The sequence below is a fragment of the Paenibacillus amylolyticus genome (genome assembly GCF_047302515.1).
In the GTDB taxonomy this organism is placed as follows: domain Bacteria; phylum Bacillota; class Bacilli; order Paenibacillales; family Paenibacillaceae; genus Paenibacillus; species Paenibacillus amylolyticus_G.
The window spans coordinates 1711026-1730524 of sequence record NZ_CP168019.1 but is presented as its reverse complement, the minus strand read 5'-3'; the positions used below and the strand labels follow the sequence as shown (position 1 = coordinate 1730524).

Below are 19499 nucleotides of genomic sequence, written 5' to 3'. Positions count from 1 at the left end.
GCACCCCGATCACTTTATATTTAGGTTATTTTAGAAATCTACTTCAATTAGATCAGCCAGCGTATCCCCATCTATTAATTCTTCAACCAATTGAATCTTGTTGATTTCAATATGAGGGTCGTTGGCAATAGTTGTTAATATGACCAACAGATTTTGTGACATCGCTTCAATCGTTGTTTTCTCAAATAAAACCGTACTGTATTCAAAGGCCACTTCTAACTTGTGTTGCAATTCGGTAACATACAGCGTTAAATCGAATTTGGATACTCTCGTATTTGGAGCATAAGGCTTACAGGTTACTCCATCCATCTGAATCTCTGAAGCATCTGTATTCTGCAATACAAACATGGTGTCAAACAACGGATTCCTCCGAGCATCTTTGGTTACATTTACTTTCTCAATCAATTCTTCAAACGGATAATCCTGATTCTCATAAGCGTTCAACATATTTTCTTTCACTTCCAGCAGATACTCCGTGAATGTTTTATCCCCCGCAGGATAATTTCGAATAGCCAGTGTATTCACGAACATCCCCATAACCGGCTCCAGCTCGGCATGTGTCCTTCCTGCAATCGGCGAGCCCACGATGATATCTTCTTGTCCGCTGTATTTGGACAACAGAATAGTATAGGCGGCTAATAGAATCATGTATAGCGTTGTTCCTGTCCCTGCTTCCATGTTTCTCAAGCCTGGAAGGATGTCTTCCTGCAAAACAATGTCCAATACATCTCCCGCATAGCTTAGGGTTTCAGGTCTTTCATAGTCTGTTGGCAGATCCAATAGCGGGATACTCTCACCAAACACAGTAAGCCAATACTTCTCCTGCTTTTTCATCCACTCACTATGAAGTTGCGTTTGCTGCCATTCAGCATAGTCCTTATACTGAATTCGAAGAGGAGATAACTCCTCTCCCTTATAGAACTGGCTAAGTTCGGTCATCAGAAGATGCACAGATAGTCCGTCTGCAATGATATGGTGGAGATCTACCAGCAATACATGACGCTCCTGCTGAAGTTCAATAAGTCCCACCCTCATAAGAGGTGCTTGTCCGAGATCAAATGTGCGAACAAACTGTTCAATCCGATCTTCGATCTCTTCTTCCATTGACTCGATCAATTCAATTCCAAAGTTAACTTTAGGGTATACGATCTGTTTCGGTTCCCCGTGTATGACTTTGAATCCAGTCCGAAGCGATTCATGACGATGAATCAATTGTTGGAATGCTTCTTCCAATCTGATCCAATCGAGCGATCCTTCCAACATAAACATACCTGACATGTTGTACATGAGTTCCTTGCCAGCTTTGATGCTCATAATGTACATTCTCATTTGAGCCGAGGAAATAGGATAATATTCTTTTTCCCCCACTTGAGGAATGGACACTAATACTTCCTGTTCCATTTGTTCAATAGACTGAGCCATCTGTTCAATGGTCTGCCATTCAAAGACGTTTCTTACCGATATGCGGATATTCAGCTTTTGATTGATTGTGGCGGCCAGCTTGGTCGCACGTAAAGAGTTGCCTCCTACATCAAAAAAACTGTCTTTTACACTGATTTTTTTCACGGCAAGCACATCCTGCCAAATAGGCAGCAACTGTTTTTCCACCCCAGTTTGGGGTTCTATATATTCACTTCCCGTTTGTATGTTTTCTTCTGGACTCGGAAGCGATTTGCGATCGATTTTCCCGTTCGATGTCAGAGGCATGTGATCCAATTGTATAAAGTAGGCTGGAACCATGTAATTCGGCAACACCTTAGAGAGGCTTTGTTTTAACTCTCCCACCGTCAGCGTGGAATCCGCTGTAAAGTATGCACATAACGATTTGTCCCCGTGATCATCCTCATGTGCAATGACGATAACTTCTTTCACACACTCTAGATCTAACAGCGCCGCTTCGACTTCTCCTACTTCGATCCGATATCCGCGAATCTTAATTTGGTGATCCATTCTTCCCAAATACTCGATATGGCCATCGGGAAGCCATTTCACCAAATCTCCCGTTTTGTACATTGTCGCTCCCTGTACATACGGATCACTCACAAATTTCTTTGCTGTCAGCTCAGGTAAATTCAAGTATCCTCTACCAACCCCATCGCCAGAGATACATAATTCCCCTACGACGCCTACAGGCTGAACTTTGCCATGTTTGTTCAATACATACAGGCGATTATTTCCTAATGTTCGACCAATCGGTAGGTGAGCTCGTTGATTCGCTGTATCCAGGTGTTCTGGAAGTACACGGTATGTCGCAACATCCACACAACATTCTGTTGGACCGTACACATTAACTATGGTTGGAGGCGTGATATGATTGAGAGCAAATAATGATGTGATTTCATTTACACTTTGCTGAGAAAGAGCTTCACCGCCAATGAGCATATATTTTAGCGATATGCCTTGAACGTTTTTTGCCTTCGAAAGCAATTTCAGGTGCGCAGGTGTTCCGTCTGTCAAATCAATTTGGTGGTGCTGATAATAATTCATTAAATCTTGTCCATCCAGTACCGTGTCCTTATCTACAATAAACAAAGCATGTCCTGACAGCAGTGCGCCAAAAATCTGCTTCACAGATGCGTCGAAATAGTAAGGCGCAAGTAAAGCGACATGCAAACCGCTAAGCTGATCATCTATAACTTGACTGTACAACGCTTGAACCAAGTGATGAACCTGACGATGTTCGATCATTACACCTTTTGGCATGCCTGTTGTGCCTGAAGTATAGATCATATAAGCCAACTGTTCGGAATTCCCCGCTGGTTCCAGATTCGACAGATTAGCTACATAGGTTTCTTCATCGTCCAAATCAATCATTTTTCCATTAAACGATACCAACTGCTTCAAATGCTTTTGCGTGACTAACAACGTTGCCCCCGAATCATGCAGGATGTACCGGATACGCTCTTCAGGAGAATCCGGATCAATCGGTACATACGCCCCACCTGCTTTTAGAATGCCAAAGATGCCAACGATCATCTCAATCGAACGATCTGTCAGAATACCTACAAATTGATCCTGCTGCACTCCCTCAGCTCTAAGCGTATATGCCAACTGATTCGCCCGTTCATTCAATTGACGATACGTCCATCGCTCATTTCCAAAACTAACAGCCAATTGATCAGGTGTCCGTTCCACCTGTGCTTCGAATAACTCCTGAATGGTCTGATCCCGGGAATATTCTATGTTGGTATCATTAAAGTCATATAAAAGAACGTGCTGCTCATGTTCAGACAGCATTTGAATATCGGACAAGGCAATATCAGGTTCGATCACAATGTCTCTGAGGATGGTGAACAGATGTGTTTTCATTCTGTCGATGGTATCCCGTTCAAACAGCTCCGTCTTGTAATTAAAGTGCATTTCCAGACACTCGTTATCATCCTCAACGATGAACATCAGATCATACAACGATACACCGACATTTAATTCTCTAACTTTAAAGCTGCAATCCTGTTCTTGCCGTTGATTCAACGCGGTATTTAAGAAGATATACATCGTATTAAAAAGTGCTGTCCCGGTTGTATCCCGATGCGTGTTTAAATTCTCTACAAGGTTGTCAAAAAGATAGTCCTGGTTATCCAATGCATCCAGGGATTGTTTTTTTATTTCCTCGAGATAGGATCGAAACGACTTATTCCCCACCGGCTGTGATCGAATTGCTACCGTCTGGATAAAGACACCTATCATATTCTCGACATCCGGATGGTTTCTTCCTGATGTTGGTGTACCTACAATCATGTCTTCTTGATCCGTATATTGATGAAGCAGCACATTATACGCTGCCAATAACACCATAAACATCGTAGTTTCCGTTTGTTTCGCAAGCTTCTCCAGCGACTGCTTCAAGTGTGCGTCCAACACAAATGACAATCTAGAACCTGCCGAAGTCAAATGAGGTGTCCGAACAAAATCAGTGGGCAGATTAAGGTTTGGGAGTTCTCCTTTGAATTGATCCAGCCAATATTTTTCTTGCTGCTTATAAGACTCCCCCGCCAGAAATTCTTTCTGCCAAGCTGTAAAGTCTTTGTATTCAACCTCAATGTCCGACATGCTTCTTCCGTCATACACATCGATCAGTTCATTCGCAAGAATGCCAACGGAATATCCGTCCGATATAATATGATGCATCTCGATGAGAATCTCTGCATGATCATCGTTTAAACGAATGAATTCGGCACGTATTAATGGCGCTTTGGAGCAATCAAATGGTTTGGCAAACGTCTTAACATGTTGTTCGAATGAAGCAGAGCTTCCCTGAGATCGTTTCACTTCAAAATCAATCGTTGGAGCAATACGCTGGTAAAGCTCTCCATCCAGCAGATGGAAACTGGTGCGAAAAGCTTCGTGACGTTGCACGATTTGTTCCAATGACGAAATTAGTTTAGCTTCATCGATTTTTCCTGTGACCGTGATATGGCCGCACATGTTTTGAAACACACTATTCGGCTCAAATTGATCCAAAAAGTAGATCCGTTGTTGTGCAGATGACGTCTCATAGAATTCCTTGACGTCCAATGCCTTAATCGGAATGAATGTTTCCTCATTCTCGCCTGTAATCAGACTGGCGAGCTGCTTCAGACGTTGGTTTTGGAAGAATTGAACGATTGAAATTTTATGTTGAAACTGCTCATGTACCTTGGATAGCATTACTGTCGCCTTGAGCGAGTTTCCTCCGAGATCAAAAAAGTGATCATGTCTCCCCACTTGATCGAGGGATAATACGTCCTCCCAGATCAAAGCCAGCTTTTTCTCCACGTCATTGACTGGAAGCTCGAATATGGCTGCATGATTAACGTGAGGAAGACGCTCCGTAACAAACCGATTGTACATTCCCTGTAATTGGTCCTGTTGCTCGGATGAGAACAACGTCAAAGACGAGATTTCAGCCTCTGGATGACTCACCATTTTTTGCAGCAAAACCTTAAATCCTTCGGACCACAATTTCATCATCTCAGGTCCAATGAGATCGGTATTGTAATCAAAATCCAGGTACAATTCATGGCTAACATCCGTAATATTAAGAAATAAATCGTAAGAAATATGTTTGATCGGATACGACATGAATTCAGTCTTGATATTTTCAAATTGGAGATGATGAATCGTTCTGTCCATATTGAATAAAATCCGTGTATCCGGTGCAGTCATATGAGCAAGCTGTTCGGATACGAGGGTCAATGGAACATGCTGATGTTTCATGATAAGAGCCAGCGTTTCCTTGAGCTGAAGAACATGGTCTACAACGGATTGCTTCGTTAATAAGGCATGATGAACAGGTACAATGTTGACACAGTTGCCAATCAGCGCATTTTTTCGCATATGAGACTGACCCGCTGTAGGCACGCTGATGACAAGGTGAGACTGCCCTGTTAGTTGATGCAAATATAAATGAAACGCTGCAAACATCGTTACAAACAAACTGCTCTTATTATTGATGCTTAACGTTCGCAATGACTCTGTTAATTGATGATCCAGCTTGATGGAATATCTTTCACCGTCATATCCCTTGGGCACATCATCGGACGGTGCCGTTGGAAGTGTAATATTGGGATAGGATAAGGAAAATTGCTCTTTCCAGAACTGGATCCCTTCGGTAAATGACCCTTTTTCATGTTCAAGTCGTTGCCAGCTTAAATACTCACGAAATGGAGTGGCTTCAGGTAATTGAACCGGAACTCCTCGGACCAGAGCAGAATAGGTATGTTCCAACTCTTGAATGAATACAGCAATCGACCAGCCATCTACAACAATATGATGAAATGTCAGCACCATAAGGTATTGATCAGTTGCCTTTTTAAGCAAGGTGATTCTAAATAGAGGTTCCCCAGACTGTAAATCGAAGGCTTCATTTGCATCGGCAGATAACCAATTGGAAATTTCTCGTTCTTGATCCTCACCCGCATATGTCGAGAAATCTAACCATGTACATTGAAATCCCATTACGGATCTGATTTGTTGTGTTTCACGATCGGCATGAATGACTGTTTTCAGGGCTTCATGACGCTGTGCGATCTGATTCACGGCCTGATCCAGTGTGGAAGGCTTTATTCCACCTGTCATTTTTAAAATAACACTCTGATTTAATGCAGCATTCGCATCTTCCCCATGTAATGAAGTTAACAATAATTGTTTTTGCTCTAAAGAGAGCGGATATTCCGAGACAGGCGATTCACCAGGGATAAACCCCCACTCGCGTAGTTCATGGATCGTCTCTTTCACAATTCTGATTATCGTATCCATGTCACCCATGGAATGCACAGTCGATATAAAACAGTTACGACCTTCCCAAATATATAAACCTTTATAAATTAAATGGTAGAAGAATAATTCCATATCTCCAAATGATATAAATCGAAATAAAGATCCATAGTTCACCATTTGCATCGGTACATTCGCTGTTTTGAAAAACGTATTTAATTCTTTTACAAGATAATCTGTTTTTTCATTTAATTCCTTATATAAAGTTTCTGCTTCAGATTGAAGATACTGTAATACCGTTAACATCACTCTCATCGTAAGAGGGTGTGTACAGAAGGTTCCACCGACAAACGTTTTCTTATCTGCATCTGAAGGGTAAGAATCATCACCAAAGTTCCAGTTTCCACCATCTACCGGATTCATAAATTCAGCTTTACCCGCGACTATGCCAATAGGCAGTCCGCCACCGACCACTTTCCCATACGTAACCAAATCTGCTTGAACCCCAAACCAATCCTGTGCCCCACCCAGACCAATTCTGAATCCAGTGATGACTTCATCGAGAATAAGTGCAATGCCAAACTGTTTCGTGATCTCTCTAAGTTCCCGTAAGAATTGTGTTGGCTGCATATCAGGTCTTCGACTTTGCACCGGCTCTACAAGCACAGCGGCCAATTCATCACCCAGGTTCTGAATCATATCCAGTGATTGCGGATGGTTATAATTAAGAATAATCAAATCATCTATAGAGCTATTTACAATACCAGGAGCCATAGGTAGCGCAGACGATAAAACATCCCCAGGATTCGCTACACCCAACACGCCGTCATGTGTACCGTGGTAAGATCCTGAAAATAATACAACTTTGGAACGCCCTGTTGCTGCCCTCGCTAAACGAAGTGCAACCATGACAGCTTCTGTTCCTGAATTATAAAATGCGACACGCTCTACACCTGTCAGCTCGGAAATTTTAGCTGCGACATCACCTGCCAAGACTGACATAGGGCCCAATGGAGGCAATTGTTCCTGGAGGCTGTCTGCTATTACATTTTGAATAAACGCTGGATTATGGCCAAATAGATTTACTCCAAATCCCATCGTCAGATCCAAATACTCGTTCCCATCCATATCCCATAGCTTAGCTCCCTCTGCACGCGTTGAAATGATGGGATACACCATTTCCTTCCAATACGAGCGAAACCCGGACACATTGCGATTATTCGCATGAACCAAACGTGTTTGGCCTGTTTTTAATTTGGAGCCTTTGGTTCTTGCGGTATACTTTGTTACAAATTGTTCAATATACTGGTTCTGTAGCGGTGATAATCCACTCTCTTCATGAATTTTCAACGATTGATACGGTATAAAAGGTTTTTTTTCTTCCTTCGATTCCGAATCCGGTTGGATCTTTTTGGATTCATTGGTTTTATTGATTTCATTCATTACCGGTGAAGCTTGAACTTTTGGGGTTTCATTATGTTTCATCTCCAAAAGAGGCGATTGAACAGCATTCATTTGCTCGCCTAACAGCACATTCAAACTTTTTAATTGGGACTCCATGAGCTGAATGGCAGACATCACAATTTGTTCCGACACATTCCCTGATGTTTTTGCCGTGTTTATATTGTTCACAGATGCCAGATTTCGTTGTTCAGTATGCTCCTGAACTGTTTGATTTTTTATATTTTCAGATACATCATGATGCTTTATATTCTCTGACACATATTTAACTAAGGAATTAATATTTGTAAGGGTTTCAAAAAACATTTCCATCGGGATATTCAAACGGAACAGCTCTGAGATTTCCTTCTGAATTTGCACAAGAATAATGGAATCCAGTCCCATTTGGAGAAAATGAGCTTGATGATCCAGCTCTTCCAACTTCAAACCAGATGCACGACTGATGCTTGTTTTAATCTTTAATTCAATATCGTTTGTATTCATCTCCATTTGAACCTCATTCCTCTCTGACCTATGTCCCGCTGGTATCGTATGTTTGACTTCAATCCAACACCGCTTCTGCTCAAATGGATATAGAGGCAATGGAATTTTCCGAATGACTTCATGATTATAAAACCTTTCCCAATCGATCACTGCCCCCAGTGTATATAACTGACCGAGTTCATTTAAAGATTCTGCTTTTCCCCGAGCATAGAGATGATCGCTAACAAGCGTTTTGTCTTTTTTGGCATAACCAAAATAAACATTTGGCAGTTTACCCTCTCCGCTTGCAATTCGTTTCAATTTTTCATGTAATTCTTGTGTACTCATCACTACGATGGCAAGCCGATAATCCAGATTAGCCCTTCCCGTACTGGTTGTATAACAGATTTGTTGAATGGAAACATCCGTGTGATCGGTTAGATATTCATAATACGTTCTGACCAATTCAGCCAGCGCCCGTTCCGTGGCAGCAGACAGAACAAATAGATTAGGCTCTTGGGGCATTCTTTTATCTACGGTTGGGGAAGGAACATATTCTTCGAGAACCACATGCGCATTGGTACCACTGAAACCAAAAGAACTAACCCCGCATCGTAATGGACCCTCTTTTTCACCAAAAGCCATTAATTCCTGATTCACATAAAAAGGTGAAGCTTCAAACTTAAGCAGGGGATTAGGCTTGTCAAAGTGAACCAATGGTGGAATCTTTCTATGTTGAAACATAAGAATAGATTTAATTAATCCAGCGATTCCCGCCGCTTCAAAACCATGTCCAATGTTAGCTTTGGCAGATCCGATTGCACAAAATTGTTTCCGATCCGTATATTTCTCAAAAGCTTTACGCAAAGCATTGAACTCAACCGGATCACCTAATTTTGTCCCTGTTCCATGTGCTTCAATAAAGTTAAGCGTATCAGGAGAAATGCCGGCTTCTTTCCATGCCTGTTCGATCACATTGGTCTGTGACTCCGGGTTAGGTGCTGTGATTCCTACCGTCTTGCCATCCTGATTAATCGCACTTCCCTTAATCACACCATAGATATGATCCCCGTCCTTAATCGCTTGCTGCATTGGCTTCAACATGACCGACCCAACACCTTCGCCAAATCCCGTGCCGTTGGCATCTTCGCTAAACGTTCTCGTCAATGCATCTGGAGATTCCATATCCAGTCCGATACTTATCGGTAATAATGCCGTTCGAATGCCTCCTGCGATTGCCATTTCACAGTCTCCAGCGAGCAATCCTTTACATGCCATGTGAACAGCAACAAGTGAGGAGGAACAAGCGGTATCAATCGTTAAGGCCGGGCCTTTTAAATTCAAGAAATATGCAATTCTGCTCGCCAGTACAGATGGTAAATTTCCAATGATATAATTTTTGAGTTCTGCGGGGTAACTCGCCGTCACGAGCCGTTCGTAATCATACCCAACTTTGGAATACCCCACGTACACGCCCACATTTCTTCCATTGATTCCTTCCCCTGCATACCCAGCATCTTCAATCGTATGCCATGCCGTTTGCAAGAACATCCTTTGATTCGGGTCCATAAATTGTGCAGTTTTAGGGGTTATGCCAAAGAAAGAATGGTCGAATTGATCAATCTGATCCAAGTAACCACCCTTGATCCATTGAACTTCGCTCATTGCACTTCGCATGGATTGTATATAATCAGCTGCGTCTTTTATCCGACTTTTCGGGTAGTCCCGAATGTTATGCATTCCATTTTCCAAAACACGCCAAAAATCGCTTGCATTTGATGCACCAGGGAGATTCAAAGACATACCGATAATAGCAATATCTTTGGATGGCGTATGATCCTCTTGAGTTTTGTTGACTTGCATGGTCTCGCTGTAGCCTCTAGCCAGATATGCTGCCAATTCAGTTATCGAGGGATAGGTAAAGAGGTCCGTAACAGCAAGCTCTTCTCCGTATTTTTGTTCTATACGTTCAGCAATTTGGGCCAGCTGTAATGAAGTTGCACCCATGTCAAAATAGCTATCCTCAAGTTCAACCTTTTTCCCAACCAGCACTTCAGAAAATAGTGAAGTTAATTCACGTTCTATGACTCGAACCGAAACAGCAGCCTTTTCTTTTGCCTTGTCATTGTCATTCTTGATCCAGTCATGGATGAATGCAGATTCTGTTGAGAATTTGCCTGCTTCATACTGCTTGGCTAACTGATACCGCTGGATTTTCCCACTTGTTGTTTTGGGTAATTTTTTGATGGGCAGTACCTCTTTGACACTCCATCCCCCATGTTTATATAGATGTCTTTTGATTTCTTTAACATGCGGCAAGAAGTGTTCGATCTTTTTTTTGTACACGACAAACACAATAATTTCTTCACTTTGACTATTCGAATCATACACACCACAAGCAGCAACTCTTCCGAGTTCAATATCATCTAATTGTATGGCGACACGTTCAATGTCATGGGGATATACATTTTTACCATTAATAAAGATAATGTCTTTTTCCCGCCCTGTTACAACCAGTTTTCCGTTCATGATGAAACCCAGATCTCCTGTATTCACCCATCCGTCGTGCGTTAATAACTTCTCCGTTGCTAGTGAATTGTTATAATAACCTTGGGTGACGTTATCCCCCTTGATTTGAATTTTTCCAATAACCAAATCGGGAACACTGTTCATTTCCTCATCGCAAATTCTAACATGGCAATAATCAATTGCTTCGCCAACGGCAACAAATGATGCCACATGTTCAGCATGTTTCTCGACTTCGATGACACGCTCCCCTAAGTTCAGATGATCCCGGTGAACGTACACCGCAGTAAATTCTTCTTCTACCTTGGGAAAGGAGACGGCAACAGAGGCCTCTGCTAATCCATATACGGTAAACATGGCTGTTTTCTTTAAGTGATATGCTGACAATACATTTAGGAATTCATCACACACTTCGGGTAATATAGGTTCCGCCCCATTATAAATGACTCGGACAGATGACAGATCCCATCCCTCCGCTTTGTCTTCGCGAAAGAAATTCAGGAAGTATTTATAACCAAAGTTAGGAGAAGACAGTATGGTTGCTTTGTGTTCATTTACTTTTTTCATCCATAGAATCGGTTTGCGAATAAATAATTCCGTTGGGAGCAAGTACTGATGAATTCCTGCCACGAGGGGTACGAGATGAAATCCAATCAAACCCATATCATGGGTAAGGGGCATCCAGGAGAGAAAACTATCGTTTGAACTAATTTGTGTGCCATTAATAGCAGCACAAGTATTATAAATCAGGTTTCGATGGGTGAGCATAACGCCTTTGGGATCACCGGTTGATCCAGAAGAGAATTGAATAAATACCAAGTCATCAGACTGAGGTTCAACTATATTATTAATAGATTCATAATGATATATGGTGTCTTGGATCAGATCCGTTCTGACTTCTAATTGATGATGGAAATCAAGCATGTCATGTTCCAAAACAAATCTCTTCATCTTATCCAGCACCTTCTCAGATGCAATCATGAAAGGGTTATTTAGCAAATTCCAAATACGGCACACTTTCAAGTTTTGTTCTTCATCTTCACCAATACTTACAGGGATAGGGATCATTCCACCGAGTATACAAGCCCAGAATGCGACTAAAAACCGTTTGTTTTCTTGAATCTGAAAAATAATCTCTTGTTTAGGTTTAATTCCGATGGCTTGTAGATAACCTAAATACCCTTGTGCCTCAGTAAATAATTGATGATAAGATATAAAAGTTTCTCGTTTGTCCGCATCGATAAAACGAATACCGCGATCCGTTATTTTACCTCTGTCGCGGATAACATCCACTAGTGTTTGAAACTGATTAGTATACATATCTCTCCTCCAAATGAATCATCTCTAACAAGCTTATCTAATTATTTACACATATTTTCAAGCAAAATTTTACCATAGAAATATATGTAAAATCAATCAGTTTATTGTTACTATATGGTAAAAAATAGAGATTGATTTGTGAGTTATTGACATATTTATTACCAAATATCTGAAACTTCAACAAGTTCAGATGCATTAAAGGACAAAAAGACTACCTTATAAAAAGGCAGTCTGTTGCTGTAATATAGATCTTGCAAAAGCACAGATCGAGTACTAGATTGCATCAATCAACGCGGTTCCATCCAATGGAATATTTTTTGCTATAATAATGGAATGACATACCTGTAGAGCATCATTTATCTCTTCTTCACTAAGTTCATATTCATTGTTGTTTACTTTTTCCTTTGCCCGTTGTAATTGGTGAAATAATGGCTCAACCGTTTTGGCATATGATATCGAATCTGGGTTATAATTCCGTGAAATGAGTGCCGTTACTATTAGTTCTGATAACAACTTTTTACGAATCGTTAACCGTTTATTTTTCCTTTCTTGTGTATTTGTAAGCATTAGTAAATCGGAAGACTGACTTAGCGAGTAAGGTACAATACGCTTCGTTATTTTACTCATAAGACTAACTAACACATGTTTAGAGCCCAACTCTATAACTTCAGTAACCCCATTTGCAACCAGATAGAGCATAGACTCTAACCATCTTACAGGCATCGTCATCTGCATGGTTAAATAATCCACGACAGATCGATCAGACTCATAGGGTGCTGCTGTAACGTTGGAAATAACCGGGTATTTTGCATGGGCATATTGATATTGATCCAATTCAACTTTGAATTGTTCTGCTGCGGTTTGCATCATGGGAGAATGATAGGGACCACTTACATTGATATACGAATGTTTCGTTCTCAGGGCTTCTGTCCTTTTAATAATTTCTTGTATAGAGTGCCGATGTCCCGAAATGACAAACTGCTGGTCAGCGTTCACACAAGCCACACAAGCAGGGCGCTCGATCGTGGAAACTTGTTCGCATATGTTTTGAAGTGTGTCTAAATGAATACCTGAAATGGCGGCCATGGTACCTTTCTGATCCGGGTCTGCATTGTGCATAATGATACCTCGTTGTCTTACCAGTTTAATGGCATCATGAAATGATAGAACACCTGCGCATACCAGAGCCGAATATTCTCCCAAACTATGCCCAGCCAAATAAGCGGGTTCCATCCCTATTTCTTGCATATACACCTGATACGCTATGACACTAACAGTCAAAAGTGCAGGCTGAGCATTCATCGTCATTGTCAAATCAGCCATGCTACCTTCAAAACATAACTTTCTCAAATCGAAAGAAATGGCATCACTGGCTTCTTCAAATAACTTCTTAGCCACATCGAAGTTATTCCAAAAGTCTCTACCCATCCCAACCATCTGAGAACCTTGTCCAGGAAACAACAGAGCTACATTACTCATCCAGCATCCTCCATGTATCAACTTTATATTTCATGCACTTTGACAAACAAAAAAACCAATAAATTCCTTGTTTGCAAAATTTATAATAAACTTTCATTAGGAGTTATGCAATAATAAAGTCAAAAGGAGGGTCATCTATTTCTATGAATGGGAAGAAATTCGTGATCATTTTTGGACTCCTTTTTGGACTCTGTGTCGGGGCATTTAGTGTAGTTCTATACTGGATATTAACTGAAGCCTGAACATGAAAAATAGACATCTCCAATACGGAGATGCCTGTTTTGTTCTGATCTGATCATTCGATGCTTATTATCTTAAATATCTGAATGCGCTTATTTCAAGTTCAACGTCAATTCCTTCAGACATTTGTGTTACCATCTTTTTCGTGTGAATCGGATTACCTCATCCTTCAATCAATCCATACTTCACAAAACTATGATACAATCCATCTTCCTCTACTGTTCCAGTAATATCATCTGCAATGGCTTTCAGACCTGGCTTTGCATTACCCATGGCAATTCCGGTGTTACAAAATTCCAACATCTCGGCATCATTCATGCCATCACCGATGGCAAATGTATCTTCTTGGGACATGCCCAGATGATTCAGCAGATCGGCGATTGCAATGGCTTTGTGAATGCCAGGGATCATCAGTTCACCACTTCCTTCACCAAAGATCGGCACAGTGCACTGAATGACCTCGAATTTCCCTTCAAACTCTTCCTTGATTCGCTCAAACGGGATGGCTGAGCTCTCCAAGAAACATACTTTGTTCACGTCATCCTTGTACAGGTCGGCCTCTCCATACGTCAATCCGGCAATAAACGGGTGCGGTTTCAGTTCCTTCTTCTCTCTGGCTACAGGGTCATTCTCCACATCACCATAGATACGGCGTTCCAGGTGAGGTTGAAGATTGTTACTCGCATACAATGCCGAATTGGATTCAAGGTAGAAGTCAATGCCATTTTCATTGAAAAAATCGACCATATGTCGAACATCTTCCGCTGTTACCCTTTTGTGATATAACACGTCCTTGCCAAACTCCACATAACCCCCACCTGCACCAATCAGACCATCGAATCCTACATCCCAGATGGAATCATAGATTTCCGCCTTGGATCGGCCTGTACATAAATAGAGCAGATGTCCGTTCTCTCTGGCCTGTTTACAAGCCTTCTGTGCTGACAACGGAATGTTTCCATCATCGTCGACCAATGTGCCATCAATATCAATAAAAACAAGTTTTCGCTTCGTTTCGTTCATCTGCCTAGCCCCCATCATGTATGTTGTCTATGTCTAACCGAGCGAGTGCCGACAGGCATTTTCCTTATACAAAATTACCTATTCCGTGGTGTTCGCTGATCGATCAACTTCTCCAAAAATCCGGCAAAAGAATCCGCGTATACTTCAGGTTCCCCATTAAAGTAATCCAAACGCATCACTTTGTACTCCACAAGGTGATCAGCCGTCCACGTATCAAAATAGTAATATTCACCCTCGTCCGGTACAAACAGTTCCAGCTTCCCTTCCTTCTTCGTGTCTTCATCAGTAAGTCGGTATCTATACAAAATGTCAGCGTCCGTATACTCTCGGTGTTCTGGAGATGTAATGGTCAGAATTTCTGTCCCGCTTAACAGCGCTTCACCATAATTCAGAAGCCACCAGCGATAGGACGAAGGCAACGGAAAGGCCAACTCCTGTTCCACTTCTACAATCCAGCTCTCTTGAACTTGATGATTCGGGAACCAGCGTATAACCTCGGTATGCTCCAGTTTCTCAATCAGACTTGAATACATGGATAGATCTCCCTCATTACCATCACAATGTCATTTTCTTTCAATAAATTCCAATGGTCACTTACATGCCAACTTGTCCATATGTACGGTTTGCCAGTCATCATCCTGCTCAGCAATAACCGTAAACCCTTGGCGTTTCCAGAAATCTACTGCTCCTGGCAAGAAGCGATGTGTATGCAGATACAGCGTTGTATAGTGCATATCCTTTACCACGTTCTCCAGTTCGTTCATCAACATCGAACCAATACCGAACCTACGATACGCGGGATCTACATAACATTTTACTATTTCGGCAGCCGATTGAGCTGCATATCGACCTTCCACAGCTTCAATACGTCCATCATATGGTAATATCCCAATAGAACCGACGATGCCCGCATCCCCCACCATTGCAATAAGAAAGATTGAACCATCGGATTCCAGATAATGTTCTCTGAACTGCTCGAAGTCCACAGGCAATTTTGTATGATCCATCATGGGAAACACTTCTCTACGTACACGCATGGCAAAATCAGTGGCATCATGAATCTGGTGTGGCTGAACTGGTGTTACTGTCGGTATACTCTGAAGTTGTGTCATTAAATCCACATTCCTTACCCTCTGTATTAGGAGCTACTTCTTGGCCCGTCCTTAAATCTTGTTCATGCCAGATCGGCTCTCTTCATCTCATCTTACCGAATTTATCCCTTCCTATCAATCTATCTACACTACTAACCAAATTGAAAGAGTGTCCACGCAGTCTGATAGAGTTCGCATACGATAAGGCGTGTCTTAATCTCTATTGGAGGGGGAAACGCTCATGTGGTTATGGTTAGGGATTTTTGCTACCATTTTGCTAGCAATCGGGTACGTGCATCATTATCTGGACCATCAGGCAGAGAGTCAGTTTCATCCTCACGCGCCAAACCAGCTCCTAATCAAATTCAAGGAAGATAAAACCGAGGATGAAATGCACTCTTTGCACAAAAAAGGGAGATGTAGGGTCGCTGAGACCTATGAAGATTTAGGCTGGTACCGCATGGAATCCCGTAAAAAAATGCACAGAATGCTGAAACATTACAAAGATCATGAGCTAATTGAACATGCAGAGCCCAATTACCTCGTTGAGGCTTCTTTCACTCCCAATGACCCTTTCTTTCCTTATCAGTATAACCTGTCCAAAATCAATGCACCCGCTGCATGGAATATTACTCAGAGTAACAGCTCTGTCAAAATCGCCATTATCGATACCGGTGTACAGCTGAATCATCCAGAATTGGCCTCCAAGCTCCTCCCCGGTTATGATTATGTTGATTATGATAACATCCCTGAGGACGGGAACGGCCACGGCACCCATGTAGCCGGGATCGCTGCCTCCGTAACCAACAATGGTGTGGGCATCGCAGGCGCTGCACCACTCGCATCCATCGTTCCGCTCCGGGTACTGGATAACAACGGGCAAGGAACGATAGGTAATGTCGGTAACGGGCTTGTCTTTGCTGCCAATAACGGTGTACAGGTTGTTAACCTGAGCCTTGGTGGGCCGATGGGAAATGCTTTCCTTCAAGCTGCCGTACAGTATGCTTGGGATCGAGGAGCTGTGATTATTGCCGCAGCCGGTAACGATAACACTTCATTCCCAATCGTACCCGCATCGTATCCCAATGTGATTGCTGTCGCTTCAACCAACCCTTCCGATCTCAAATCCAATTTCTCCAACTATGGTTCCTGGGTGGATATGGCTGCACCGGGTGATACCATTCTATCCACATACCTGGGAGGTTCCTATGCCTACCTTAGCGGTACGTCCATGGCTACCCCTCATGTGGCTGGAGCCGCTGCACTTCTCGCTGCACAAGGGAAAACAAATGCTCAAATTCGGGATGCGCTGTGTTTCGCTTCTGATCCGGTATCAGGCTCCGGGATCTACTGGACATATGGTCGACTGAATGCTTATCAGAGCTTGCAGGTGCCATAATACACCTACTATCGCTCATGATTGCACACAGGCATATCCTTTCCATTTTGACACAAATAAAAAAACGAAGGGGCATCTGTAAGTGAGATGCTCCTTCGTTTGGTTAAAAAGTATTCGATGTTACACTTTTGCTGCCCAAAGCTCTATTTCAATTTTAATCTCTGGTAGACCTAGCGCCGTAATATATCCAATCGTCATTGCAGGATAATCCGTACTAAATAATTGTCCCCACTCGGCATATAAGAAATCCCAATCGATTTCCTCGGTTGCCCATACGTTCACTTTGATAATATGTTCAGCATCTAAGCGCTCAGATTCGAGCACTGTTTTAATATTATTAAATGTATTAGTGACTTGCTCATTCAGACTCTCTGGAAAGAGTCCATTATGATCTGCTCCAATTTGACCCGAAGTCACAAATAACTCTGCATTCCTCGGGATTCTTGTAATATGCGTGTACTGACCCACAGGAGCTGGCATATTTTCTGGATTTGTTCTAGTTATTTTGTCCATATTCATTTGGATTACCTCATCATTCTTAAGATTTTTCTGCGTTATTTCCTAGTTTTCTTCCGATTTTGGGCAGACTTCACCCTTGGAACAGATTCTAGAAAAAGACAGCAGTGGAGTATCCATATCCCGAAGATATAAACGCAAGTGATTTTTTCTTCATGAGTGGATGCTCCTCCCTTCTTAAGTGACAAGATTCTCTTAATTTTTCTATTATATCTGAAAGCCACATCATGGGTCAAATTCATCCCCTCATAAACAAAGAGCAATCCCGTGATAACGAGACTGCTCTTTGTTTATTTTATAGCGTTCAGCACCTTGTATCAGAAATATTGTGCGCCATTACTCGCAATGACATCTTTGTACCAGTGAAAACTCTTCTTTTTCACTCTGCGAAGTGTACCCGTGCCATCATTATTTCTGTCTACATAGATATAGCCATACCGTTTCTTCATCTCTCCAGTACCCGCACTGACCAGGTCAATCGGTCCCCAGCTTGTGTAACCTATGAGTTCTACACCATCTTGAATCGCTTCAGCCATCTCGGCAAAATGACTATTCAAATATTCGATGCGATAGTCATCTTCAACGGAGTCATTGTCTAACAACACATCGGTTGCGCCAAGTCCATTTTCTACGATAAACAAAGGTTTGCCATAGCGGTCATGCAGTTGATTAAGCGTAATTCGAAGTCCCTTAGGATCAATGGTCCATCCCCACTCGGATGCTTGCAGATACGGGTTCTTCACCGAACCAAATACATTGCCTTCTGTCGAATCTTTCAAAATTTCAGGGTCTGTACTTGTACAGCGGCTTGCATAGTAGCTAAAACCGATATAATCGACCGTGTTCATCATCAAAATCTCTGCATCTTCCGGTTGCATGTCAATCCAAATGTCATTTTCTCTGAAAAATCTTTTTGTATAACCCGGATATACTCCCTTCGACTGCACGTCGATGAAGAAGAATGATTCACGATCTTTCTCCATAGCCTTCCACACGTCATCCGGGTTAGAACTGTATGGATACACCATTCCAGCGGCTAACATACACCCGATCTGTGCATCCGGAATGATCTCATGACAAGCCTTAACAGCAAGTGCACTCGCTACCAATTCATGATGTGCTGCCTGATACAGAACCTGATCTTTGTTTTCACCATCCTGCAGAACAATACCCGCTCCAATGTACGGGAGATGCAGCAACATGTTGATCTCATTAAACGTCATCCAGTATTTCACTTTATTCTTGTATCGATTGAATAGCGTCGTCGCATATTTCTCAAAGAAACCGATCATCTTACGATTCTTCCAACCGCCGTAAGTTTCGACCAGATGTACAGGTACATCGAAATGGCAGATCGTCACGACAGGTTCAATGTTGTATTTTAATAACTCATCAAAGACATCATCATAAAATTGCAAGCCTGCTTCGTTTGGCTCCGCTTCATCACCTTTAGGGAAAATCCGTGCCCAGGCTATAGAAAGCCTGAGGCACTTAAATCCCATTTCTGCAAATAACGCAATATCTTCCTTATATCGATGATAGAAGTCAATGGCTTCATGTGAAGGATAGAATTCCCCTGTTTTTGGTTCATACGAATCCAGGTTACCCAGAGCAATATTCCATCGATTGGCACCAATCGGAATCAGATCTACGGTTGTTAAACCTTTTCCACCTTCCAGATAAGCACCTTCCAATTGATTCGCTGCGGTTGCTCCTCCCCAGAGAAAATTCTCCGGGAAAGCTGTAAACTTTTCATTCATTGAGGAGTTCCTCCTTAACCATCCTTA

Annotated in this window: 8 protein-coding genes; 1 reads left to right on the top strand and 7 read right to left on the bottom strand. The window is 42.1% G+C overall.

From position 1 onward, the window contains the following. Positions 1-30: 30 nt before the first annotated feature. The 5 genes from ACDJ59_RS07670 to ACDJ59_RS07650 all read right to left on the bottom strand — a co-directional run bounded on the left by ACDJ59_RS07670 (position 31) and on the right by ACDJ59_RS07650 (position 15818). Positions 31-11964 (bottom strand): amino acid adenylation domain-containing protein, encoded by an 11934-nt coding sequence (locus tag ACDJ59_RS07670; protein ID WP_413408205.1) that lies wholly within the window; start codon positions 11962-11964, stop codon positions 31-33. A gap of 273 nt (positions 11965-12237) precedes the next feature. Beyond that, on the bottom strand, positions 12238-13443 hold the full coding sequence (fabD, locus tag ACDJ59_RS07665; protein ID WP_413408202.1) for an ACP S-malonyltransferase: 1206 nt from the start codon (positions 13441-13443) through the stop codon (positions 12238-12240). Between the two features lie 402 nt (positions 13444-13845). After that, positions 13846-14706 carry a Cof-type HAD-IIB family hydrolase gene (locus ACDJ59_RS07660; protein ID WP_413408201.1) on the bottom strand — a complete coding sequence of 287 codons (861 nt, stop codon included), beginning with the start codon at positions 14704-14706 and terminating at the stop codon, positions 13846-13848. Between the two features lie 74 nt (positions 14707-14780). Further along, complete coding sequence (locus ACDJ59_RS07655) at positions 14781-15239, bottom strand: SMI1/KNR4 family protein (RefSeq protein WP_413408199.1); 459 nt, start codon at positions 15237-15239, stop codon at positions 14781-14783. Between the two features lie 57 nt (positions 15240-15296). Further along, on the bottom strand, positions 15297-15818 hold the full coding sequence (locus ACDJ59_RS07650; RefSeq protein ID WP_413408198.1) for a GNAT family N-acetyltransferase: 522 nt from the start codon (positions 15816-15818) through the stop codon (positions 15297-15299). Positions 15819-16038: 220 nt separating this feature from the next. On the opposite strand from ACDJ59_RS07650, the gene ACDJ59_RS07645 reads away from it, so the two are divergent. Then, the gene (locus ACDJ59_RS07645; RefSeq protein ID WP_413408197.1) at positions 16039-17196 is read left to right on the top strand and encodes a S8 family peptidase; all 1158 of its coding nucleotides are present in this window, start codon (positions 16039-16041) and stop codon (positions 17194-17196) included. Between the two features lie 120 nt (positions 17197-17316). Here ACDJ59_RS07645 and ACDJ59_RS07640 read toward each other — a convergent pair whose 3' ends face one another. Both ACDJ59_RS07640 and ACDJ59_RS07635 read right to left on the bottom strand, forming a co-directional pair. Continuing rightward, positions 17317-17715, bottom strand: coding sequence for a RidA family protein (locus tag ACDJ59_RS07640; RefSeq protein WP_347386838.1), 399 nt, complete (start codon positions 17713-17715; stop codon positions 17317-17319). Positions 17716-18029: 314 nt separating this feature from the next. Continuing rightward, entirely contained in the window at positions 18030-19472 is a 1443-nt protein-coding gene (locus ACDJ59_RS07635; protein ID WP_413408195.1) for a 6-phospho-beta-glucosidase, read from the bottom strand. Between the last annotated feature and the right edge of the window lie 27 nt (positions 19473-19499).